The 25354-nt window shown below is 46.2% G+C and carries 17 protein-coding genes, 1 pseudogene and 1 riboswitch; all 18 genes and pseudogenes read right to left on the reverse strand.

Translation table 11 applies throughout. The features are described from left to right. Positions 1-293: 293 nt before the first annotated feature. The 18 genes and pseudogenes from Ga0451573_RS02525 to Ga0451573_RS02610 all read right to left on the reverse strand — a co-directional run bounded on the left by Ga0451573_RS02525 (position 294) and on the right by Ga0451573_RS02610 (position 25351). Positions 294-1337: a DUF5050 domain-containing protein gene (locus Ga0451573_RS02525; protein ID WP_231682310.1), complete on the reverse strand. Its 1044-nt coding sequence runs from the start codon at positions 1335-1337 to the stop codon at positions 294-296. Between the two features lie 24 nt (positions 1338-1361). Beyond that, on the reverse strand, positions 1362-8621 hold the full coding sequence (locus tag Ga0451573_RS02530; protein ID WP_231682311.1) for a DNRLRE domain-containing protein: 7260 nt from the start codon (positions 8619-8621) through the stop codon (positions 1362-1364). Positions 8622-8705: 84 nt separating this feature from the next. Further along, positions 8706-8816: riboswitch (cyclic di-GMP riboswitch) on the reverse strand. A 349-nt stretch (positions 8817-9165) separates the two neighbouring features. After that, positions 9166-9471 carry an anti-sigma factor family protein gene (locus Ga0451573_RS02535; RefSeq protein ID WP_231682312.1) on the reverse strand — a complete coding sequence of 102 codons (306 nt, stop codon included), beginning with the start codon at positions 9469-9471 and terminating at the stop codon, positions 9166-9168. 21 nt (positions 9472-9492) lie between these two features. After that, on the reverse strand, positions 9493-10536 hold the full coding sequence (ftsZ, locus tag Ga0451573_RS02540; protein ID WP_231682313.1) for a cell division protein FtsZ: 1044 nt from the start codon (positions 10534-10536) through the stop codon (positions 9493-9495). Positions 10537-10674: 138 nt separating this feature from the next. Next, positions 10675-11001: a small basic family protein gene (locus Ga0451573_RS02545; protein ID WP_231682314.1), complete on the reverse strand. Its 327-nt coding sequence runs from the start codon at positions 10999-11001 to the stop codon at positions 10675-10677. A gap of 25 nt (positions 11002-11026) precedes the next feature. Further along, positions 11027-11731 (reverse strand): DUF881 domain-containing protein, encoded by a 705-nt coding sequence (locus tag Ga0451573_RS02550; protein WP_231682315.1) that lies wholly within the window; start codon positions 11729-11731, stop codon positions 11027-11029. A gap of 77 nt (positions 11732-11808) precedes the next feature. Then, the gene (locus tag Ga0451573_RS02555; RefSeq protein ID WP_231682316.1) at positions 11809-12555 is read right to left on the reverse strand and encodes a cell division protein FtsQ/DivIB; all 747 of its coding nucleotides are present in this window, start codon (positions 12553-12555) and stop codon (positions 11809-11811) included. Positions 12556-12665: 110 nt separating this feature from the next. Further along, positions 12666-13583 (reverse strand): annotated as a pseudogene (gene murA / locus Ga0451573_RS02560) (UDP-N-acetylglucosamine 1-carboxyvinyltransferase); the annotation flags it as partial. Positions 13584-13594: 11 nt separating this feature from the next. After that, a complete protein-coding gene (locus tag Ga0451573_RS02565) occupies positions 13595-15226 on the reverse strand; it encodes a recombinase family protein (protein WP_231682317.1) in 1632 nt (543 codons plus the stop codon). A gap of 65 nt (positions 15227-15291) precedes the next feature. Then, positions 15292-15600, reverse strand: coding sequence for a hypothetical protein (locus Ga0451573_RS02570; protein ID WP_231682318.1), 309 nt, complete (start codon positions 15598-15600; stop codon positions 15292-15294). A gap of 250 nt (positions 15601-15850) precedes the next feature. Next, on the reverse strand, positions 15851-16189 hold the full coding sequence (locus Ga0451573_RS02575; protein WP_231682319.1) for a hypothetical protein: 339 nt from the start codon (positions 16187-16189) through the stop codon (positions 15851-15853). A 127-nt stretch (positions 16190-16316) separates the two neighbouring features. Next, complete coding sequence (locus Ga0451573_RS02580; RefSeq protein WP_231682320.1) at positions 16317-16721, reverse strand: YtxH domain-containing protein; 405 nt, start codon at positions 16719-16721, stop codon at positions 16317-16319. A gap of 59 nt (positions 16722-16780) precedes the next feature. Then, complete coding sequence (srtD, locus tag Ga0451573_RS02585) at positions 16781-17458, reverse strand: class D sortase, LPxTATN-specific (protein ID WP_231682321.1); 678 nt, start codon at positions 17456-17458, stop codon at positions 16781-16783. After that, positions 17451-19352 (reverse strand): ice-binding family protein, encoded by a 1902-nt coding sequence (locus tag Ga0451573_RS02590; protein ID WP_231682322.1) that lies wholly within the window; start codon positions 19350-19352, stop codon positions 17451-17453. Before Ga0451573_RS02590 ends, srtD begins: the two co-directional genes overlap by 8 nt. A 54-nt stretch (positions 19353-19406) precedes the next feature. Further along, positions 19407-20108, reverse strand: coding sequence for a hypothetical protein (locus Ga0451573_RS02595; protein WP_231682323.1), 702 nt, complete (start codon positions 20106-20108; stop codon positions 19407-19409). 237 nt (positions 20109-20345) lie between these two features. Continuing rightward, a complete protein-coding gene (locus tag Ga0451573_RS02600) occupies positions 20346-20993 on the reverse strand; it encodes a response regulator transcription factor (RefSeq protein ID WP_231682324.1) in 648 nt (215 codons plus the stop codon). 10 nt (positions 20994-21003) lie between these two features. Then, entirely contained in the window at positions 21004-22590 is a 1587-nt protein-coding gene (locus tag Ga0451573_RS02605; protein ID WP_231682325.1) for a PAS domain-containing sensor histidine kinase, read from the reverse strand. Then, complete coding sequence (locus Ga0451573_RS02610; RefSeq protein WP_231682326.1) at positions 22574-25351, reverse strand: chemotaxis protein CheB; 2778 nt, start codon at positions 25349-25351, stop codon at positions 22574-22576. Before Ga0451573_RS02610 ends, Ga0451573_RS02605 begins: the two co-directional genes overlap by 17 nt. Between the last annotated feature and the right edge of the window lie 3 nt (positions 25352-25354).

The raw sequence follows: 25354 nt of genomic DNA on the forward strand, positions 1-25354 counted from the left end.
GTCTGAAACCATCCGTCCTAACTCCCCAGATTATCCAGCTTTCGGGCTTTCCCATTTCTTGCAGGGTTACCCATCCGGAGAGCCAACCTCGGTTCGCTTCCGCTATGTTCCAGTCTCCCCCTTCAGCTTCCTTCAGACCCCACCGTTAGCCAGTGACGCCCTTGCTTACGGGTTATCTTCCCGCTGGTTAGGTGATAGGGTTTCTTTCAACCCATCGGCCCGGTACACATGCCGGACGAACAAAAACCCTCAAACGACTAATCTAGCCCCTTGAGGGAAAATATAAAAACCTTTTATTTTATTACTTGTCTAACAGTCCCATCATTTTTTATTTTATAAAATTTCCCTTCTTCCTCAGAGGTGCTTTGATAAAAAATCCAACCACCTGATATATTTATATTGGCACTTTCATCATCATTAAGTCTAGTCTTATCAGTACCATCTGTCTTTATTTTATAAATTCTGTTATTGTCTGACTTATTGCGGTAATAAATCCAATCTCCTGATACATTTATATTGCTCACCATATCATTATTTAACTTAACTTTATTTGTCCCATCAATCTTCATTTTGTAAAGACCATTAATTAAATTCATTGAGTAATAAATCCAATCCTTTTCGATATTAAATTGTCCAACTAAGTCGTAGATTTTGGTTTTATCTAAACCACTGGTCCTAATTTTATATAGATTTTTATTGTCTTTCCGATTTAAGTAATAAATCCAGTCTCCTACTACATTTACATTTTCACACCAATCATCACTTAATTTAGTTCCGTTCGTACCATCAACTTTCAGTTTATAAAGTGCACCAAGTTCTGAACCGTTGCTATAATATATCCAATCTCCTACAACGTTTAAAAACCAAACACTGTCATTGGTCATCATGGTTTTGCCTGTTCCATCAGTCTTTATTTTATATAATTTTTCGTTATCTGAACCATTACTATAATAAATCCATTCACCTACTACATTTATGTTTCTGCTTACATCATCATTTATCTTAATTCGGCTTAAACCATCTGCTCCTACTTTGTATAATTTTTTCCCATCCGATAAATTGCTATAGTATATCCAACCACCTTGTTTAGCTACTAGCCCATCATTAATGATATTTCCTACTGTATTGCCTCGTTCATTGACAATATCATACTCATTTGCTGTCTCTATAACCTGATTTTTAGGTTTATCCGTCTGACAACCTGAGATAAACACCATAAAAACTATACCGGCAAAAACCATGGAACTTGTAGTGATAATTTTTATGAACTTCTTTTGCTTCCTCAAACCATAATAAGCAATTAAATTAAAAATCGGTTTTTTCATTAAAAAGTCCATATGTTTATAACTCCTTCCTAGCTTTTATAAAAACTTCGTTGAAATACTGTGAGCAACTATTTCGATGTCTTCATAGGTATCATTTAAGATTGCCTCAATAGTATCAAAATACGCGTAAACCATTAGGATAGTTCTATGAGAATCGTCTTCACCAATTGAAACCCAACCAGTATCTCCATAGTAGTAAGCTCTGTCAATTTCTTTCAACCGACTTTTCCAATATTTCCAGCCATTATGATCCGGGTCCACCCATAACCCATTTTTGCTTATATGGGCATGTCCAAACATATATTTATATATTCCAAATATTATTTTATCCCTAGAAGCACTTTTCAAGTTCGGTTGTATCATATAGGTAATGCCATTAAATACTATGCCGGGTGCTTCAGACAAAGCTTTCTCTTGTAACCAACTAATACCTGCTGAACCTGCCTTTGCAACTCCAACTAAGAGCTTGCCTGCTCCTATAGTAACTGCTGCTGTTAACACATCTTTTGCAGCTTCAGGTAAGTCACCTCGATAGACATCATATCCTATTTTAACTGCATCTCCAACAAAGGGAACTAATGATACCATTTCAATTTTTTCATTCAATGATTCATTCTCAAAATATGCCCTCTTGTGTCCTAATTCTGTAAACCACCCCAGTCTATATTTTCCTGTGGGGTCACTAAAATTAATAGGGTTGTTCTGTACATATATGAATAAATTCTTACTCAGCGGGTTCTGCAGATTCCCCTCATACGTATCCCTACTCAGGAACCTCCCCGTCTCCGGCTCATAATACCTCGCCCGCAGGTACAGCAGTTCACTCTCCTGATCCCATATCTCACCGGTATAGCCGAAGGTGTTATGCAGTACATTCACGCCATCCTGGGACAGCTTACTGTTCCCCGGTGCAGGTTTGCCGAACTCATCATAACGGTAGTGGTCACGCTTGTTCCCGTCTGGCTTCACCATAAAGGTGACACTGCCTAAGCCGTCATAGAGGTAATACAGCGGGTCCTGGGATTCCGGCCTGGTCTCATCCAATGCCTCAACTTCGATACGCTCTAATCCGTAAGTATAGGCTGCGTTGAAGTTGCCATCTTCACCATAGGTCATCAATACCTGAGTAAGCGGGTCAGACACATCGTTGAGGTAATAAGTGATTTCAACTTTTTCACCTTCAGGGCCCTGGGGTATCTTCCCATTCTTATACCACCCCAGGTGTTTACCCCGATTTTCGTATTTCCCTTTTTTGCGGTAGCCCTTCTTAGCCTTGGCCTTCTCTTTTTTAGCTTCTCTATCCTTTATATCGAGGTCTTTATTCTTTACTTTAGCACTGTCTTTGCCGTTATTGACCTTATCCTTTTCATTTCCGTTCTCTTTACCGTTGTCAGGCTTATCCTTGTCATTCCCATTGCCGTTACTGCCGCCGCTATTACCGCCACCGTTATTCCCACTGCTGCCGCCGCCATTTCCGCCGCTGTTGCCTTTGCTTTTGCCTCCCTCACCCCTGTCATTCTTCAGCAGCATATAGACCAGGTCAGCCCTCTGCTTCTTAACCTTCTGCTGGCCGGGAGGCACAAACTCAGGGTCATTGCCTTTGCCGTTGTCCTGTTTAATCTCTTCTTCATGCCACGGCTGGGTCATAGCTGACAGCTTGGTGATGCGGTTGCCGTCACCGTCATATTCGAATCCGACCCACTTATCCTGGTGAAAGTTTACTTCTGTGAGGCGGTTCTCGTAATCCCAGGTATATGTGGTTACCCGGTCCCCGGGCTCTATTCTGGTGGTCCTGTTCCCGTTATTGTCATAGCGGAACTCGGTGTATGGGCCTTCATTCATGTTGTACCTGAGCAGTTCATTTGCTTCGTTGTATTCATATTTCGTGGTGGTGATGCAATCCCCTTCTGTTTTTGTCATTTTTATCCTGTTGCCCGCCGGGTCATAGTCATAGGTCACCTGGCCGCCATTGGGGTTGTCCACTCCAATGAGCTGGTTTAGGGGGTCATATTCATAATCTGTGGTATAGACCATGTCTTCTACGGTCTGGGTGAAGCTATCCCGGTTCCCGGCCCCGTTATACGTATATTCATACTTGGCCAGGAGTTTGTCTGCCGGGTTTCTGCTGGCAATAGCAGTGAGCTGGTTTGCCCTGTCATAGTCATATGAGGTGACTACCCCGTTTGGTAAGACAGTATCTGTGCGGCGGCCCACGGCGTCATATTTGTACGTAGTGGCTTTACCCAGCCGGTCGGTTACCGTTTCCAGGCGGTTCAGGTTATCATAACTGTAGGTTACTTCCTTACCGTCAGGGTAGCGGACTTTTGTTTTCTGGTCCAGTTGGTTGTAGCCATATTCGGTGGTCATGTCATCCTGGTTGGTTACTGCAGTCAGGCGGCCCATTTGGTCATAGTCATACCAGGTGGTACCATACATGTCTTCCATCCATTCCCGTTTACCCTGGTCGTTATAGCCGTATTCGACATAGCTGCCATCAGGGTAATAGGCCCCCAGGAGGCGGTTGAGTTCATCATATTCATATTCTACGTTGCTGCCATTGGGGTCTGTCTTGGAGATGATGTTGCCGTTTTGGTCATAGTCAAACGAGTTCTTTTGCCCCAGGGGATTGATTACTTCGGTAAGCAGGTTCTTCTGGTTGTATCTGTATTCGGTGGTATGGTGATTGGCATCAGTGAATAAGACCAGGTTTCCGACATCATCATATTTGTACCTGGTGGTATTGTTTTTGGCATCAATAACCTGTTCCAGACGTCCATTGGCATCATAGCCGAACTTGGTGGTATTATTATTGCCGTCTGTGACTGCCAGCCGGTTGCCGTTTTTGTCAAGTTCGATCTCGGTATCACGGTTTAACGGGTCAGCCACCCCAACCAGACGGCCCATGTCGTCATACTCATAGGTGGTCCTCTGGCCCAGGGCGTCAATCATAGCTGTCCGGTTGTTTGTCTCATCATACTCGAACCGGGTGATGTTCCCTGCCGGGTTGATTACCTTTTCCAGGTTGTTGTTATCATCATAACGGTAGGCATATGTCTGATTCAGGGTATTGGTGACGGTCTCCCTGTTGCCGGAACGGTCATAGGTGAATTTGGTGGTGCTCCCTATCTGGTCGATAACCTCTCTTACCCTTGACTGGCTGTCATACCGGTACTCTGTGACTGTCCCGTCAAAGTCTGTGTAGGTGAGGGTATTGCCCAGGTCGTCATAGGTGTATGCAGCTCTCCGCCCCAGGGGGTCGATAACTGCTTCCAGGCGGTTCAGGATATCATATTCATAGTATGTGGTTTCACCTTTGGCATCTATGACTGCTGTCCTGTTCCCATTGGGGTCATAGGAATATGTGGTGATATCCCCGGCAGGCTCGATAATTTCCCGCAGCCGGCCCAGGTCATCATAGCGGTAATCAGTCCGGTTGTTGTTGGCATCCTTTGTCCACAAACGGCTGCCGTTGCCGTCATAACCCATCCAGGTATATTTCCCCAGGGGGTCTTTTCCCCTGACCATTAGTCCCCTGCTTTCATATTCAAAGGTGGTCACATTCCCCTCAGGGTCCCTGGTGCCTGTCAGGTAATTGTTATAGTTGTAGCTGTTGATGGTTGTGCCGATGGGTGTCCTTTCTTCCAGCAGGTTGCCGTTGTCGTCATATTCATAATATGTGTAGTTCCCTTTGGGGTCTTCGACTTCTTCCAGCCTGCTGATACCGTCATAGCGGTAATAAGTGATATATCCCCTGCCGTCTTTTACTGTGGCTGCATTCCCGTCAGAGTCATAGGTATAGGACACCGTTTTCCCTGCCGGGTCTGATACTGATTTTACCTGGCCGGAGCCGTAATAGGTATATGTGGTTGTCTTCCCTTCGGCATCAGTCACCCTAAGGAGGTTGCCATTTCCGTCATATTCCAGGAGGGTCTTATTGTCCATGGCATCAATGATGTCTGTAACATTGTTGTCATTATCATATACATAGGTGTTCTCTTTACCGTCTGCATTTATAACTGAGGTCAGGTTGTTCCGGGTGTCATAATCATATTGGGTCACATTGCCCATGGCATCAGTCACCGTGTCCCGGTTGCCCCGTCCGTCATAATGGTACTCTGCCAGGATGCGGGTTGCCGAAGCAGAGGTAACCACAGGATCCGGTTCTCCCGTCACAGTTCCTTCATTTATGGACATATCCGTGATGCCGGATACCGTGCCCCCGGTTTGGGTATCAGTGAATTTGCTGTCCTCTGCCGGTGCCGCATAATTTACATAAACCGTCCCGTCAGCCGTATCAGGCCCGGAGATGCTTGTCACCCGGTATTCGCTGTCAAATTCATAAATAAATTCATTTCCATTACGGTCGGTATATGTTGTCCTCCCGCTGTCATAATCCATGCTGACAGTATAACCGGCGGCATCGGTCTGCCTGATGACCCGACCCTGACTGTCATATTCATTAACTACAGCCACATTGCCCATAGGGTCGGTTACCTTGGTAACCAGGTAGTTGTCATGGGCCAGGCCCTCTTCATCCACATAGCCATATTCATACTTTACAGCCCCGCCGTTGGGGTCAATTACCTGGAGGAGCCGTCCCCAGTTGTCATAGTCATAGTCCACCTGGCGGCCTTCAGGATCCTGGATTATGATCACCCGGCCCATTTCGTCATAATACAGGGTACAGGTCCTTCCGGCAGCATCAGTCACCTGCCGCAGCAGTCCTTCCCCGTCATAGGTCATGGTTACCGCATTCCCGTTGCGGTCGGTAACCCGGTCCAGCATCCCGTCATCATTGAAGTGATAGACGGTGTCATATTTGGTGATGACTGAATAGGTCCCGTCACCGTTCTTCACCAGTTGTTCGGTGACATCATCATCAGAGACATAACGGCTACCCGACTTACGGAAGAAATACCCTCCCCCGTCACCGCCGGTGGCCAGTATGGAACCATCCTCATATTTTACCAGCATCTTGTCATAGCCCATGTACCAGTTCTGCCCCATAGGCCCCCGGTATATTTCAGGTTCCCGGGCATTAAAGAACCTGGTGAATTCCACCGGCAGCCCCAGGGCGTCAAAGGACAGGTCGGTATCTATGACAAAGAAGTTCCCGGTGGCAGCATCAACAGAGTTGCCGACTATATCACCATTGGCATATAAGGGCCTTATCTTTTCCCTCAAGCGGTATTCCTCATCAGGGTTTATGATGATCTCTCCGCCTATATATGGTTTTTCCCGTTTGGGGTCAGGGATAAGGACATAGTCCCCGACAACCATATCAAGCTCTGAATCAATTTCATTTATTTCTTTGAGCAGGTCATCTTTTGTCCCGTCCAGGTAATAGAATTTGGCCATCCTCTTCATCCTGGCCCCTTTGCTGTACCTGGTCACCAGGAATTTCTGGGAGGTGGTGTCACCGGTAATTGTCTCGGTATGGGTTTCGCCCTCTTCATCGGTCCATTCAATTTCATATGTATAGTACATGGAGATGGTCTTGTATTTACCTTCTTCAAAGGTCAGCCCGTCTATTTCCCAGTCACCGCTGCTGTCAGCAGAGGTGGTATAGTTATCCCCGTCACCGGTGGAGAGATATATCCTGGCATCATCCCTAGCACTGCCGTAAACCCTGATTTCACCTGTATCACGGTCGATGCCCAGGCTGAAGTCCGCCGATGGCTGGGGCGGGTTCAGGGTATATGTGTAAGCCAGTTTGGGATGTTTGCTGTTATATGTGTCTGACCTGGGGTCATCATCAGCGCCATAGTTGCTGGAAATTAATTTTACATAACCTGAGCCGGAACCGGGGACAAGGGCCAGTCCTCCGTTCTTCTTGACCGGGTCTTCCATCCACCTCTGGACCAGGTCCAGGACATCAAAATTCCACCACCCGGAAGACGGGCCTGCCGTGCTGTCAACAAGCTCACCCAGGGTATCGCCCCGTGCGGACACGGTCTGCCACCAGTTCCATGTCAATACCTCATAATCCCACATCACGTCAGGGATTACCCGGTACAGGTCAACAGAATCCGGACTGCCCCCTGCGGCATAAACAGAAAAGGTGGCTTCCGTTACCGTGGCATTGGCTTCACGGATAATATCACGGAAATAGAAGAAACTCATGGTATCCCCAAATCCGGCAGTATCCCCCACATAGAGGTGTTCACTGTCATTATAGGCGGTATCGGGGTACTTTGAGGAAATAAAGGTGTCCCTGCCGAAGCGTTCTCCCGGCTGGAGGGTGGGGTCGATGACAACAGGATAAGCCCTGTCCGGGGCAGTGAGCCATTCGGGGTCGGCTGTCACGGTGAGCACCGTTTCGCCAAACAGGCCGTATTTACGACTTATTTCTGCAGTTACGGCCTGAGAGCGTTCGCCCCTGGCATCATACATGTATGGTGTGGGCATGTTCCAGATAACATCACCTGTACCGGGGTCGGTGAAATCGATAGAGCCATCGTCCCGCATGCTGTAGTCCAGGTGCCTTATATCAAGGGCAAACTTAAACTCAGACGGGGCCTCCGGGTCATTAAGGATGATTTCCTCCTTCAGGGTTTTCCCGTCAATAATGTACCTGAGGTCGGTATGGTCTGTTATGCCGCGGTAGATTAAGGTATTCTGTACAGCCCTGGCCGGACTTTCTTTACTGCCCAGAAGGCGCCAGGCAATGGCATGCTCCTTCTGCTGTATCTCTCCCAGCTTCTGTTCCCCCGGCTTCCCCCAGAACATCTCCCGGGAGGCTGTACCGGACGTTTCACGGACCGTTTCACCGGCCTTTTCACGGGACTTAACCCATGAATTCTCAGAAAAGCGCACTTTAAGGCTGTTGGCCCGGTTTTCAAAGGCATAGCCTTTTTCCGGTGACTCCACCAGGGTATTATCTATGTCTGCCAGCCCGTTGTTTTCATCCCTGTAATGGACCGGTTCCTGGTAGACCTCAGTCCTGTATTCACTGTCACTGATTTTGAAGGTTTTGGAGTACTCAGTTCTTTTCTCCCTGACCTCATTTCTGCTTTTGGCCTCCAGGACCGCCGGGTTTCTGGGCTTTTTGGGCCCTGCAGTCTCGGGCAGGACATTTTTGTCCCTGCCCGGCTCGTTTTTCTCAGGCCCGGTGTCATAGACCGTGTCATCAACCTTCTTGGCCGCTGCCGGGCGCAGGAACCCTTCAAAACCTCCCAGGGTCCATTCCTGCACAGCCAGCCTGATTACCCCGTCCAGGGCCCCCATGTTCAGGGCCAGGGCCAGAACAACAGCCAGGACCTTAATCCACAACTGCTTTTTAAATGTTTTTCTCATTCATCATTCCTCCTTCGCAGACGCAAAAAACACCTACCCGATAAGATAGGCGCTTCTACTGTAATGTAATATAGCAAATTCTGCTTCGGCAGCCCGGCTGTCATAGCATATCACGGTTAATAAAAGTCGGTCGCGATATGCTTTAGACCCGTGGCTTTGCGCCCCCGCCTTTCGGCGGGTTTGCCTTTATCGGGGAATTGAATCTTGTTTATTCTGGATCTTGTTTATTCTGGATCTTGTTTATTCTGGATTTTGTTTATTTTATGCTCCTTTTTACATTTTACCACCTTTTTTTACATTTTCCGGCAAAAGGGTCTGAAATGCGGTTTTCGGGGTCTAAAATGCGGTTTTGGGGGTATGAAATGTAGTCTGCCCCTATTCAATTATTGATTCCTCTTTCTCAATTGATAAAACAACAGAAACCCGGAGCAAGGTCAAAGACATAAAAAAATATACTTTCTATACGTTGAAAAAGCTGCCGGCTTATACTAAGCCGGCAGCTTTATATTACTATAAGACTCTGTATTACTAAGAATCTACTTTTCTAAAAGAAATCGAAAAGTTGTCCTTTAAGCTGAACTGAAATAAGCGCCATGACCAAAATGAACGTGAAAATAGCCCCCACAAAGAAAAACCTTTTAAAGCCCCCGGAGGGCATTAACAAGTACCAGAAAAGGCCTGAAGCCTTTTCTTCTTTTTCCTTTGCCGCTTCCCTGGCCTTCATTTTAGCAAAACTCTGGGCACATGAAGGACATTCATCCAGGTGTTTTTCCATCTCTTGCCTGAGATCCTCTGACAGCTTATCATCAATCAGGTCGAACATCAGGTATCTACACTCATGACAATTCAAGAAACCTACCTCCTGTGCCCCTTATTTCCTGCGCAGAAATGCCGGAATATCAAGGTCATCAGTCGCAAATGGTTTTATGTCCAGTTCGGAATTAATTTCCTTGCGGTTAAACTTTTGGTCAAAACCCGTAGCTATAACGGTTACCCGGACTTCATCTTCCATCGACTCATCAATCACCGCGCCAAAGATAATATTTGCCTCGGGATCAGCAGCCTGGGCTATAATTTCGGCAGCCTCATTGACTTCAAAGAGCGCCAGACTGGAACCGCCGGTGATGTTCAGCAGCACACCCCGGGCTCCTTCGATTGAGGTCTCCAAAAGCGGGCTGGAAATAGCTGACTCAGCCGCCTCTGAGGCTCTTTTTTCACCTGAAGCAATACCAATTCCCATTAGGGCCGACCCTGTTTCAGTCATAATTGTCTTCACATCAGCAAAATCAAGATTGATAAGTCCAGGTACCGCAATCAAGTCAGATATGCCCTGGACACCCTGGCGCAGGACGTCATCTGCTATCCTGAAAGCCTCCACAATAGAAGTATGTTTGTCGATTACCTGGAGCAGCCTGTCATTTGGAATTGTTATCAGGGTATCGACTTTATTCTTTAAGTTGGAAATACCGCCTTCGGCCTGGGTCAGGCGCTTTCTTCCCTCAAAGGTGAAGGGTTTGGTCACCACCCCGACAGTAAGAGCGCCGATTTCTTTAGCCACTTCAGCCACAATAGGAGCAGCTCCTGTCCCGGTGCCGCCACCCATACCTGCGGTAACAAATACCATGTCAGCACCGTTAAGGGCCTTGGCTAACTCTTCCCTGCTCTCCTCAGCAGCCTTTTGCCCAATCTCGGGATTGGCTCCGGCTCCGAGTCCTTTAGTCAGTTTGGCTCCAATCTGCATCTTGTGCTGAGCTTCTGACATATACAGAGCCTGGGCATCAGTATTTACCGTAATAAACTCTACACCCTTCAACCCTGCCGTAATCATCCTATTGACCGCATTTCCTCCTCCGCCGCCAACGCCGATGACTTTTATATTGGCAAACTGGTCCATATCGATTTCAAATTCAAGCATTAAAATTTTGACCTCCTTTGAAGCTCTACTCCCCTTTAAAGTATATGAACCCCATTCATTTTTCAAGATACCAAAACCGGAATAATGGTAAAATTCCACATGGAACTTAAATTCCCTCTTTTTGAATTTCAATTTTTTCTACTTTTTTAAAATGTGCCTCCTTATAATTGCAAGGTTTTGAAAGATCCTGACCCCAAAGGCAAATATGGCTGCGGTATACAGCGCTACCCCGATTCTTTCCCCGATATAGGCAAGTCCGGCGGCCAGCAGAGTATTGCTGAAAAAGCCTGTTATAAAGATAGTATCATCAAACTTCTTTTCCATTCCGGCCCTGATTCCCCCAAATACCGAGTCCAGTGCAGCCAGTACCGCAACCGACATATACTGGGCATAAGCCTGAGGCAGAGAAGGCGCCTGAATGCCTATTACTATTCCGATTATCAAACCTAATAAAGGTAACCACACTATAAATCAACCCTCTTTCAGTCGTTCATCTACCGCTGTCTTCCACCGGACTGGTATAATTAAAAGTCACCGGTCCCGAAAAACCCGGAATGGTAATATCATCACTTTTCTCTACCGTCGCCACCAGACCCCAGTATTTTAGCTGCTCAAATATACCGCCCTTAATTTCAAGCCCGCTTTTGAGGGTATCCGGATTCCCTGTTGCCAGAATGGTAATCGGAGGTACTACTTTTTTTGTGTTCACCAAAATAGTATTGCCGGCACACCTGATTTCAGAAGTTGCCAGGATTCTCTGGCCGTTTATGGACATGGCCTCAGCCCCGCCGGCACGTAATTCATTGACCACCTTGAGGAGGTCCTCCTCGTGAAGGATATACAGGTTGGGGTCTTCGCCGGGTTGTAGTTCCTTCGGGCTGTCATTCATGGTCACCTCAACACCCTTACCTTTAACTGGCAGGACTCCGGCCTCCATCCTGGCCTTGGCCAATTCATCTCTGATGGCCTGACTGGCACCCCCGGCACTTACCTGATTAAGCTTGGTGCGGAGGTCGTCAACTTCAATAACAAGGGAATCCCGTTCCTCCTTGACTTCTTTGAGCCTGGTAGTAAGTTCCTGCACCCGCGCAGTCGGCACATTCTGTTCAGCCTGTTGGGTCGCCCGTACCTGCACGGCAATCATCATGCCGAGAAAAAGGAGTACAATGGCTATTGAAATTTGTCCTCTTTTCAATGCTGCATCCCTTACCTTTCAAATGGTTATTTTTTCTATAAATGTTAGTGTTTCTCCTGCTTCCCAATCCCAGTTAGTTATTGGACGAATTTTATCACAGGACTGCCCTTATAACTTATGTCAATATACTGAATCTTATTAGCATATTTTTGCCTGATTACCTCCTGATAAAGATTGATCTTTTCCGGTATCCGTTCCGTATCACCAAACCTGACTTCAGCTTTATCCATGGTGTACATGCGGATATTGTTCAGATCAGTCACATTTAACTCTGAAACTGCTGCTCTCAGATTAATCGGCATTGCCCTGAGGTAATCAAGGGCTGCCGACACTTTTTCTCCCGAAACCTTTTGGCCCGGAGCCGGCAAACCCGGTTCTGCCCCTGTAATGATAGGCAGATTTGTCCGCCCCAGACTGCTTTCCTTGGCCAGACAATAACCATCGCTGCTGATGACCGCAAAGCTGTCCCCACTGAAAACCAAAGCCGCCTGTTGGCGTTCTTTTATTTCAATAATAATGGCTGCCGGAAAATCCCTGACTATCTGTACACTCTGTATCACCGGGTGCATGGCAACCTTGCTCTCTGCCTGCTTTAAATTGGCTTTGAAGATGTTGACACCATCAGACAATCCGCTCAGGGATACCACTTCCGCAGCGTTAAACCCTTTATTTCCTCTGACGGTAATTTCCCTTACCCTGAAAAATGAAGATTGAAGAAAAAAGAATACCGCCAGACAGCAGATGAAAATAAAAAAAAGGCTCTGTATAATATGCCACCGTCCGCTTTTTTTGTGAGAGTGACTTGTTGAGTAAAGACTTGGCATGCCTATCACCTCTGTTTTTTATTATACCAAAATACAGAATAAAAATATATCAGCTTGTTAAAAAACTTGTCCCCCAGTGAAACAAAAAAAAGCAGCCTTAGCTGCATCCCTCAGATACCATTTACCCTCATAATCCGCGCTCCCAGTGAGCTCAGTTTGCGTTCCAGATTTTCATAGCCCCTGTCTATATGCCAGACATTTTCAATTACAGTGGCATCTTCGGCGATCAACCCTGCTAACACCAGGGCGGCTCCAGCCCTTAGGTCAGTGGCCTCTACAAAAGTACCGCTCGGGCGAGGTATTCCTTTGACTATAGCCACCCTGCCCTCTATTTTAATGTCAGCGCCCATTCGTCGCAGTTCATCAACATGTTTGTACCTGTTTTCAAAAACGGCTTCAGAAACTATTCCGGTACCATCGGCTACAGTCATCAGCACCATCATCTGGGCCTGCATATCTGTGGGAAAACCGGGATATGGCAGGGTTTTCAGGTCAACCGGCTTCAGCCTGGGCGGTCCCGCCACCCTGATATTGTCCTCACCCACCTCCACTATTACTCCGGCCTCCCTTAGTTTGGCTATCACTGCTTCCACATGCTCGGGAATAACATTCAGGATAATGATGTCTCCACCGGTTATAGCAGCCGCAACCATATAAGTCCCTGCCTCCACCCGGTCCGGAATAACAGTATGGCTGGCAGAACCCAGCTCGGTAGGTCCGTCTATTTTAATCAAATCTGTTCCGGCGCCCCTGATTCTGGCTCCAAGAGTGTTAAGAAAATTCTGCAGGTCCACCAGTTCCGGTTCCTTGGCAGCATTTCGGATAATAGTCTGCCCCCTGGCCTGGGTTGCTGCCATCATCAGGTTTTCAGTAGCCCCCACACTGGGAAAATCCAAATGCAGCTCAGTGCCCTGCAGGCAATCTGTCTCAGCTATAATATAACCATGCTTCTCCTTTATGGATGCCCCCATGGCAGCAAAACCCTTAAGATGCAGGTCCATGGGCCGTGAACCAATGGCACATCCACCCAGGCAGGCCCCTATATAGATACTAGGTTGTATTCAATGAAAATACCTCCTTCTTGTTTTACTCTTATTACTGTCTCTATGTCTGTTCCCAATTTTTTGGCAACAACCTCTTTATCTTCATCTTTAATGTCACCTGGTAGATAAACATAAATTTTCTTAATTGCCTTTTCCAGCAGTTCTCTAGTCAATTTTTTTTGTTTAAGAACGTCTCTGAATGTGCTTTTTAATTTATCCTTGGTTAACTCCAGTTTTTTATCAGCCAACATTTCTTTTTCAAGGGTTGCCACCTGTAGTTTAAGTCCATCTATATTATTATTAACGTCCTTTGTCTTCGTCTGAAAGTACTCCACTGATATAATATCGTTTAACCTATCTTCATAAATAATATCTAACTTTCTTTTATACTTATCAATTTCTTTTTGTAGTTGACTAATTGTCTTGGTATGATCTTTCGCTATCTTCTCCTTTTCCAACTTCCTGTGGAAAATGGATTCCATGTTTGCTTCGTTCATCTGGTTGACAATATCATCATATACAACTTGCTCCAAAAGGTCTGAACGAACATGATGGCTTGTGCAGCCACCAACTTTCCCATCGGCCTTTTTCCCAAAGTGAAAATAGTTTGCGCAGATAAATCCTAAATGGCCATGTGTTACCCGTGCACATAAGAATCTCCCACACGCTCCGCATTCCAAAAATCCGCTAAATAAATAGATTGTTTTTTTATTTCGAGCGCCATTTTCATTGGCTCTTTTCTGGTTAATTTTATTTGCAAGTTCCCAAGTCTCTCTCGAGACAATGGGTTCATGAGAGTTTTCTGTTACATACCATTGCGTTTCCGGTCTCTTTCGTGTTTTTTTTGTCTTATAACTGATCCGCTCCGAGACACCCTGAACAGTATCTCCACAATACACTCTGTTGGTTATTATACGTTTGACATGGTCCTTATTCCAACGTAAACTCTGCGGCCTATTATAATTTTTATATTTGGAAGGGTTGATGTATCCCTTGTCCTGCAAAATGTCCGCTATATTTCGATAACCATGTCCGGCTATGTATAAATCGAAAATTTCTACAATGATATGCCGTACTAATTCATCAACAAGCAACTTATTAATTGGTTTGGGCTTGTTATTTAACATCGTGTATTCTTTTTTATATCCAAAAGGTGGAGTCCCTAAGTATTCGCCCTGTTTTAATTTTTGATGAACATTTGAACGAATTTTGACTGAAACATCTCGCACATATTGCTCATTGAACCAGGTTTTAATACCAATGTAACTATCATCACCCTTGAGAGAATCGATATTATCATTTATGGCCACTAGGCGGAATTGATTTTCCTGCAACCATTCGATTAATCCAAGTGTTTTATAATTGGTTCTACCAAGCCGAGACAAATCTTTTGTGACAACCGCATTGATTTTTCCGTTTATTAAGTCTTCTTTTAATCTTTCAAGATCTTCCCGGTCATCAAACACCGTACCTGATATATCATCATCAAAATAATTGTCTACGATCATACCCATACTATTATCATTTATGAACTGATTGTTAAAGGCCAATTGAGTATCTTTGCTATCTAGTTTTTCACCTTTTTCGTCCTTGCTTAACCTGCCGTAATTGCCAAATAACCAAATCATAGGTTGTCCTCCCTGTATAAAACAAAACAATCAATGTAACGGTAGTACACACTCTAAGTATACCATCACATAGATTGTTTTGTCCGTTCATTCTTCAAGGCATCTTCCAAAATGTACAACATTACATCTTCGATTGTAAATTTTTTGCCTCGGAAACTTCGGCCCTGTATAACCATAGGTACCGTGATCCTCTTTGGTTTCTTGTCTTCATTAATCTTGTTTTTGGCATCCATGGATACCACCCCGCTCACTATCAGTCTATTCAGATGTCTCGTTGTCCGATAACCAACAACGGATACATTTTTTCTCTCTATATTACTGAAACGACGGTTGACACTTGGTATAGCCTTAAGATAGAAAAAGAGTCTAATCACTTTGCAACTACCCCTCTCATTTGCACCATGCTCTAGATAGTATAAAGCCAGTTTTCCACATAAATTTATGGCGAGCACGGCCGTTATCTGAAAGCAAAAAACAGCCCAAGGGGGCTGCTGCCGGGACCATATGTAATTGAGAGATCTTACGGCTAAGCAGCATGGGCTTAAGCCAACAAAGCATTGCATTCAGTTGCCAGTGCTCTCGTAACACGGTTTCAAATGTGTTATTAAGGTTGCCCAGCAAGTTTTACTTGCTGGAAGAAAGGATGCGGTATATGATTTCCAGCACTTCTTCAATGATGTGAAAATAAGCCATAAAACCAGAGGTGTCTTTCTTGTAAGCAGCTATAGTTTCATTAATTCCGGAACCCATATTTTCCACCACAACACCTGCCAATTCAATGCTTCCTTTTGCTGTATTGGTAACGCACTCAACTTCTTGTAAAATCACCGGAACCGAAACTTTGAGCTTATCTGTAGTCTCTCTGACATCACTGCTGATTTGTCCCACATTCTCAAAAATTCCCGGCAATGTTCTGATAGTTTTGTTAATAAATTCCTGATTGGTTTCTACCAGAGCCCGCAAGATACCTACCACCTTTTTTATATTCCAAAGGATAGGAAGTAGAAGAATCCCTGCTACAATTCCTAATGCACAAACCCAAAAAAGCATTAGGTCCTGTAATGTAAATTGAATTACCATAGTGTGTTCCTCACTTTACAGCTTTATTAAGTTCATTCGAAATATTTTCAGCAGTTTTATGAATATCCTGTGTGATTTCATGGCAACCGTCCTTAATGTCCTTTTTTACACTTTCTGTTTTCCCATGAACGTCTTTGATGACATTACTTACTTCCTGCGCAGCATGAGCCGCGGAATCGTTCACCGTCTTTACCTTCTTCCGGACTGTATCCTTGATGGTTTCGGCAGTGTTTACAGCTTTTTTTTTCAAATTTTCTCGTGTTTCCTTGCCCAACTTTGGAGCAAAAAGAATTCCTGTTGCTACACCTGCAGCGGCTACGACGCCCATTCCTACAGCGAACTTCTGCGCTGCTTTTACTCTCTCTCTCTTTCTTTTCTCCTTGCTTACAAAGTCTAGTAAATTTCTCAAAATCATTATGAAAACCTCCTTATTTATTGATCTAAAATCATTCAAACCTCATCCAAACATGGGTTTTATATACTTATCACCAAATCTGCGGTGAGGATATAGCGGTCCTGTGCATTGCCAACAAAACGGAATGGATAGCAGGTAGTTAGTGTCAGGACGGCATGGTCGGCAGGTACGATAACCGTTTTGTCATCTTTATCAACGATTCGGATTCGATTAATTTCATAGGTGAATGTACCGGCCGATGTTTGCACAATCAATTGATCACCTATCTTCAACTTGCCTAATTTTGCGAAGACCGTATCGCGATGTCCGGAAAGAACACTATTGTCTTCTTCCCCGGGCAGCACGCTTTGGGTGAAGTGTCCTACGCCTTTTTTTAACTCATCCGCACCAGTTCCCTGGATAATGGGCAGTTTCTGCTTTAAAACCGGAATCGACAGGCTTCCGATATTATCACCCTCCGCAGGATATAAAGGGTAAAGAATTTTTTCAGGATTAAGTATACTGGATGGATGTTCTGGTTCCATTTGGGCGGCATTGTCTCCCGTTAACCGGACCTGTTTCACCGCGATAGTGGTTGGGCTGGCAGAGGGGCCGCGGTATACATAGTCAGAATCTACGGACTGTGCCCCAATATTTATCAATGCCCAACTGATAAATCCAATCCCAAGGACTAAAGATCCCAGGGATAGTGTGGCACCGAGGGAAAACTTGCCCCGTGGCGATTTTGCTTTATGCATAAAACTTCTTCCTGGTTATCCACCAGCCCACAACTCCGATAAGCGTTAAAGCAGCGCCTGCAAGGAGGACATTGTACCAAGGTGTGCTAGTGTCTGGAAGCTGCCTGCCTGTAACAGTCGGTGTGACAACTACCGGTGGAGTTACAACGACTGTAGCGAACGCGATATCGATAGCTGTCATACCATTTGCGCTGCCTTCGGCCCTGGCGGTGTTCGTCGTGGTTACATTGAGATTCATCTTGCCGGTGTATATCCATGTCTCGTTGGGTTGGAGCAGGTTGTCAGCGTTGACGTCACCGGAAACATAGTTCACGGGACTGACTTTATCATCGGTGACACTCACATTGCTTAATGCGACCATACTGGGGTTGGTTACTTTATAGGTGTACGTAACCGAACCCTGTCCAGAAGTCAATGACAGCGGTTCTGGTGTTTTTATAATGTTGATGAGTGGTGGATAGACTGGAACAGTTGGTGTGACAACGACTGTAGCGAACGCGATATCGATAGCTGTTATACCATTTGCGCTGCCTTTGGCCGTGGCGGTGTTCGTCGTGGTTGCGTTGAGATTCATCTTGCCGGTGTAGATCCATGTCTCATTGGCTTGGAGCAGGTTGTCAGCGTTGTCGTCACCGGAAACATAGTTCACGGGACTGACTTTATCATCGGTGACACTCACATTGCTTAATGCGACCATACCGGGGTTGGTTACTTTATAGGTGTACGTAACCGAGCCCTGTCCGGAAGTCAATGCCAGCGGTTCTGGTGTTTTTATAACGTTGATTAATGGTGGATAGGTCGTTTGTCCCCCCCCGCTGCTATGGGTAACGCTTGGCGGAATGGGAATGTCATTGTTAGTAAGCGTTACGGTTTTGTTATCGCCGGAGGCTAAAGTAATATTGCCACTAAAATCACTATCCCCGCTATAACTTACGGTATATCCAGCAAAAGTGTCTTCGCTAACTACATAAGTACCCGCTGCCAACGTGTAGGTTGTTCCAGGTGATTCAACACCTGGTGCTGGGCTTGCGGCAACATCACTACCGGAAGTCTTTACGTGCAGGTTAAAGTTAGCAGCAACTGCTGTGCGACCATTATCATTAATAACATGCTTAATTACATGAAGGGTGGCTGGGGCCGGCGGGACCGGTGGAGTCGGTGGGATCGCACAAGTCCCATTTGTGATGGTATTGGTGTCTAGTGTGACCGCGCCATTCCGTGCCAACAACTGTCCTTGCACCGTCGCACCGGAATCCGCTGTAATGGATGTCAATGCGAAGATGTGTCCTACGAAATGAGAGTTCATTCCTAATGTCGCGGAGCTTCCGACCTTCCAGAAGATTCTGCAGAACCGAGCGCTGTTGATGAGGTTAACATTACTGTCTGATGCTGTGATGAGCGTGGAGGCAGTCTTAAATACGAAGACGCCATCGGGGTCACCCTGGGCGTCGAGCGTGAGAGTGCCTGTTATCTGGAAAGTGCCGTCGGCTGAATCGTAAGTGCCAGGAGTCAATGTAGTCCCACCAAGCTCAGTGGGAATGCGAGTGACCGGTGTTCTTCCAGCGGCGTCGTCATATGCAGTTACCAGATCGTCCTTGGCCACACTTGCGACACCATCAACATCAGCCAGGTATACAGTCCCACTCACTGACACGCTCGCCTGCCCAGTGAACTCTGTACCTGGAGACAGCCCGACATCTCCGCCAGCATCTCCGTTAATTGTGGTCGTTCCGGTATTGGTGATTGTCGAGCCGGCCAAAACCGCAAAACTGGAGGTTGTTCCAAGATCTACGGGCGTTTGGGCTGCCATACTAATTGCAGATACTGCCATCATAATTACCAGTAATAGTGTTAGTAGTAATGGTATGAATTTCATCTTATTAAGTGTTTTCATAGATTTATTCAATCCTCTCTTTTACCTAAATATAACAACAAATTTGTTTCATTGTTAATATTCATTATCTTGAAATGCATCTTCTGCATCCCAATTACCCATAGCCTCCCATTTAAGAAAAACTTCGTGAGTGGGACTGTTAATCGTATCAGCAGAGAAACTTAAAAAGACTTCTGGTATTTGATTTTTCATCCCCCCGAAAAAATAATTCATATAATATAAATTGTTTAGGCCAAGTTCAGGTCCGGAATCGGGTACTCCTAAAATATTTTTTATCTGCAAGAAAGTCATTCCCACCCTTGCGTCCAAAATTTCTTGTTTTCCTCCCATAATGATGCTGACTGCTAATTGATTCTCCACATCCTCCGGTGAACAAAAACGAATGGGTCCCCTTTCATAGTTAAAGAGCATATAGTTGTGCGGCCCATACCAATTGCTGTCCCCTTGCTCTTCCGGTTCCCCCATCACTTCCTTTATTTCAGCAAAACTTTTTCCCAGAAGATTTAATACCAGATCCCTTTGCAACAAATCCAAATCCAGATCAGGCCGTTCCGAATAGCTTTCCGCTCCCTCCATTTTAGGTTCCTGGGCGTATACGTAATCAACCATCTTTATTTCCCGGAAGTTCATTTGATCAACCGTCTTTATTTTCTGGGAATATACGTGCTTCTGCAAAGGATCATAACCCAATAGCAGGATAAAAATTAATAATGATATTAAAAGAGCTAAGGGTTTGCAAAGTTTATATGAAAACATTTTAATCTTCTCCTTCACTTCAATACTTTCTTTAAAGCTTCAGTGTGGCAGGGGACGGTTGAACTGTAAGTTTGAAGTATAATTCGAATATTATCTCTAATTTTATACGAATAGTTTCTGAGAAGTCTATCAGCACAGTACCTATAAATTAAATAAGTAAGTAAATAAGTAAATAAAAACAAGCCTTGTCAAACATCATAAGGCTTGTTTAGTGAAGTTATGGAGCAAACCTTTACTTCAGGAATTTTCCTGTTTAAGGATTTTGGCAAATTCAATTATTTCTGTCTCGCTGTTGATGTTTAATTTTTGCATAATATTAAAGCGGTGCGTGTCAACTGTTTTGGGGCTTATTTGTAAGCTTTGCGCGATTTTCTTACGGCTGCAGTTATGAGAAAAAAGCTTAAATATTTCCCGTTCCCTTATTGTAAGATTATTGTATGCTTTTAAAGCCTTACTCACAGGAGGTGACTCCATATAATGGGTCACGATAGGCTCCAGTAACCCAGGACTTAGATAGATTTTATTATTTTTTACGGCGTTCAGCGCTACTTTGAGTTCTTCAAAAACAGCATCCTTAATCACAAATCCCAATGCACCAAACTTTAAAGCCTCCTTTACATACACTTTATCCGCATAACTGGAAAGGATAATTATCTTTGTCTTTGGAAAACGTTCTCGTATCTGTTTCGTTGCTTGCAATCCGCTGAGCTTCGGCATGTAGATATCCATAACAACCAAATCGGGAGCTTTTTTAGCAGTGAGGGCCAGCGCTTCAAGCCCGTCTTCCGCCTCACCAATAACCTCTACATTACTGTCCTTAGTTTCCAACAAGGCACGCAGTCCCTGGCGGAAAATTGCATGATCATCTACTAATAAAACACGCATGGGAAACGCCTCACTTTTTACTGAGCGGTATGGTTATTTTAATATCGGTCCCTTGCCCGGGAGAAGATTTTATTTCAATTGTTCCTTTTAACAAAAAAACACGTTCTTTCATGCCCAGCAAGCCGAGATGGTTAGAGGCGTAGTCGTTAAAATCATTTGTATCAAAGCCGACACCATCATCTCGAATCCTGCAGGTAACCTTCTTTAAGTTCCAGGTAAGGTTAACAGTCAAATTGCGGGCGTAAGCATGACGGGCCGCGTTGGTCAAAGATTCCTGGATGCAGCGGTAAAGGGTGTTTTCTACTTCCGGGCTAAATTCCGGCGTCTCCGGGTCAACCCTCAACTGGGTATTCATGCTCGTTTTCTGGTTCATTTCCTCTACCATGTCTTTTAACACAACTATTAGACCAAGAACGTCCAGCGCAGGGGGGCGTAAATAAGCGGATTTATGGCGAACTTTTACTATTGAATCATTTACTTTATTTATACTTTCCTGCAACCTTTCTTGCAACTTTATATCTGCATCAGAAATCATCGTGCAGAGCAACTGCAGGTCCAGCTTGAGGGCAAAAAGAATCATGCCTACTTCATCATGCAGTTCTCTGGCCAGGCGCATCCTTTCATTTTCGATAGCTTGAAGCGCTTCGACGCGAACTGCTTCCGCTTCGGCTTGCTTTCTTGCTGTTACATCCCGGGAAATGCCGCGGTAGCCCTGTAAACAGCCTTGCTCATCAAAAAAGGGTATCCCACTTGTTTCAAAAAAGACGGGGTGCCCCTCTGGGTGGAGCATGGTATTTTTATATAGAGCAAAAATCTCTTGCCGTTGCATTATATCTTCTATAAACAGCCTAGATCTCCCGGCTTCTTCAGGTTTCATAAAGTCAAACAGTGTTTTTCCAATAATTTCTGCAGCAGAGCTATAGCCCATTATTTCAAATATCCTGGGATTAGTGTAAGTATATTTAATCTCGGTATCTATCTCCCAAACCCAGTCACTGGTCTGTTCCAGCAGTTCTTTATACCTTTTGTTGCTCTCCCGCAGCCCTTCTTCCGCCTGCTTGCGCTCGCTGATGTCCACCGCTGCAATGCGGCACTGTTGTCCGTTTTCAAAAGGCCTGGCTTCAATGTGCACATAGAGTGGTTCCATTCCTGCTTTGCGGATTGCCACCTCGCAGGTCTCTTTGGCCTCGCTTTTAAACACTTTTTCCAGGAAAACGTTAAAAAGGGGACGGTACTCGGTAGAAATGAATAAACCGAATGGACGGTTTGCCAACCTGGAACGTTCTACCCCCAACAGGTGTGACCCTGTCAGGTTGGCTTGGAGGATCATCCCGTCGCGCTCCAGGGTGAAGTAGCCTACAGGAGCAAAGTCGTAGAGGTCGGTGTATTGTCCAAGATATGCCTCCAGCTCTGAGCGTGCCTGCTGCAGTTCCTCGTTTTGCATCTCCAGCTCAATTTGGTGTACCTCCAGTTCATGAACGAGCCGATGCAATTCTGCCGGCGTCGCGGAAAAACCTCTTTTTTGCTTTATTTCTTTCAACCGCACCTCTGCCCGACGGCGCAACTCGTCCGCTGACTTGTTATTGTTCTTGCTCATGATGATCGCTCCCATGTTTTTCAGATTTCGGGGTTTTATCAGTATCCTCTTCCTTACAATCCCGCCTTATTTCATCCTGCAGTCTCTTTCCGGCCTCGTTCAGTTCCATATCTTTTTTAGCTATGCGTTTCTCCAAATCGATCTGGGTCTGCTTAAGAGCAGCCTCCAGCGTCTTTAAAGCGGTGATGTCTGTAAAGGTGATCACCAGACCGTCAATTTTGTCTTCAAGCGTGCGATAGGGCATGATGCGCACCCTAAACCAGCGCCCGCCGGCGGTGACCGACTTCTCCGTAAATACTAGTGTGCGCAGGACTTTCCGCCCGTCTGCGGCCAATTCCGGGTAGGACAGGTCGGAGGTAATGTCCGTGATCGGCCGTCCCACATCGACGGGGATCAGCTTGATGATTTTGGCCGTCTGGGCGGTAAAACGCCGCACGCAGAGCTTTTTATCCAGGAATAAAGTAGCGATGTCCGTGCTGTCGAGCAGGTTTTTCATGTCGTTATTTACCCGGGACAGCTCTTCCACCTTTGTTTGCAATTCGTAGTTAACCGTCTGCAATTCTTCATTTAAGGACTGCATTTCTTCTCTGGAGGAAGTTGTTTCCTCGTTGGTGGATTGCAGTTCCTCATTGGTGGATTGCAGTTCCTCGTAGGCGGATAAGAGTTCTTCCTGAGAGGTCTGCATCTCTTGATGAAAGGTCTGCAGTTCCTGGCAGGCTTGCGCCAGTTCTAACTCCAGTTCCGCCACACGGTTTCTGTGGGCAGGTGCCAGTTTAGCCCCGCCTGGTACTTCCGTTAGAGAGGGCATTCTGACTTCTGTAAAAACAATCATGACCAGGCACTGCTGCCCCTTCGTCTCTGGGAGCGGCTGGAGGGTGACATCCGCGGTGTGTTTCCCGCTATCAGTATCTATCTCTAAGTTTTTCAAGGTTACCAGGCTGTTTTGGCGAAGCGCTTTCTGAAAGGCACTGCTTAGCTTGTAGCGCAACCCTGCGTGGACCATGGCGAAAATGTTCCAATTGGCCTTACCGGCTGCCGGTTCCAGGTACTTGCCCGTTCGTCCCCTGGTATAGAGAATATCGCCCCTATCGTTAACCAGCACGGCTGCCGGAGCGTAGTGCAGCAGGATCAACTGGTCGGCCAGCTCCTCCAGATTTGGGATATGCTTTTGTGCTTGCGGGTGAGTGACAGCCGTTTCCAGCGCACCCGGAAAAACGGGATAGAGCGAGGAAGGAAATTCGAAAAACTCCGAACGCAGGCTGGACTCCAGCCGCCGGTAGAGTCGCCCTTTGCCTTCCAAGGGCGCAAAATGGTCGGAAAAGCTGCCGGTGGTTTCCGCACTGCCCAGAAATAGGATCCCGCCTGGATTTAAGCTGTATTGAAAGAGTGCCAGGAGCTTTTTCTGCAGCTTGGGGGTCAGGTAGATGAACAGGTTGCGGCAGCTCAGGATATCCATCTTGGTGAAGGGTGGATCCATGATGATATTATGGGGAGCAAAAACAACCATCTCGCGGATCTCTTGAGCTACGCGGTAACCGTGTTCGTCTTGGATAAAAAAGCGGCGTAGCCGTTTCGGGGAAACATCTGCCGCAATGTTGGCCGTATAGAAGCCCTGACGGGCTTTTTCAATGGCGTCACGGTTCAGGTCGGTGGCAAAAATCTGAAACGGGAAGTTCGTAGTTGGTTCGAGGTGCTCCAGTGCCTCTTTGAAAACAATAGCCAAGGAATAGGCTTCCTCCCCTGTGGAGCAGCCGGGCACCCAGGCCCGCAGCGGCTGATGCGGCGCACGCCCGCTAAAAAGCTCCGGGAATACCTGTTCTTTCAAATGCTCCCACACCTCCGGGTCGCGGAAAAAGCTGGTCACACTAATCAAAAGTTCCTTGAAGAGCAGTTGCAGTTCCTGGGGATTCTCCTGCAGTAAGCGGATATATGTTGCGAGCTTGTCGATCTGGTGGATGCCCATACGCCGCTCGATGCGGCGACAGACGGTGGTTTTCTTATAGAGAGAAAAATCCTGGCCTGTCTGTGAGCGCAGCAGGATAATAACCTTTTCGAAGGCACTGTCTTCTTTGTCTGTCAGGGCTGGTTCGGACCGGTCGATTATCAGGGGTTTGTGCTTAAGGTAAGCGATAATCTTGAACGGCAGCTCCTCCACCGGGGCTACGACGTCAACAAGACCGGTGCCGATGGCACTTTTGGGCATACCATTGAATTTCGCCGAAGTCGGATCCTGTGCAAAGACCACTCCGCTTCTTTCCTTGATGGCCTTAAGGCCCATCGTGCCGTCGGTGCCCATGCCGGAGAGGATCACTGCGATGCTCCGTTCCTGCCGGTCATCGGCCAGAGATCGAAAAAAGAAATCGATTGGCAGACGAAGACCGCGGGGCGCTGCCATGTCGAAAAGGTGTAACACCCCGTGGAAGAGGGACATGTCCTTGTTTGGCGGGATAAGATAGACGCAGTCGGGCTGGACAGCAGTGTGCTCCTGGGCCTGAAAGACGGGCATGACGGTTGCACGCTTAAGCAATTCCACCATGATGCCCTCGCGCGTTGGGTCCAGGTGCTGAACCACAACAAAAGCTACACCGCTTTTTTCCGGCACATTTCCCAGGAAGAGTTCCAGGGCTTCCAAACCCCCGGCGGAAGCGCCAATGCCGATGATGGGAAAGTCCGCCTCAGGCGTTTTCGCTTGATCAGTGTTATGGTACTCACCGGGTGAGCAGATTTCTTTTTGCGTATCAGCAATCTTCTTATTGACCACCCT

This window comes from Phosphitispora fastidiosa (genome assembly GCF_019008365.1).
In the GTDB taxonomy this organism is placed as follows: domain Bacteria; phylum Bacillota; class Thermincolia; order Thermincolales; family UBA2595; genus Phosphitispora; species Phosphitispora fastidiosa.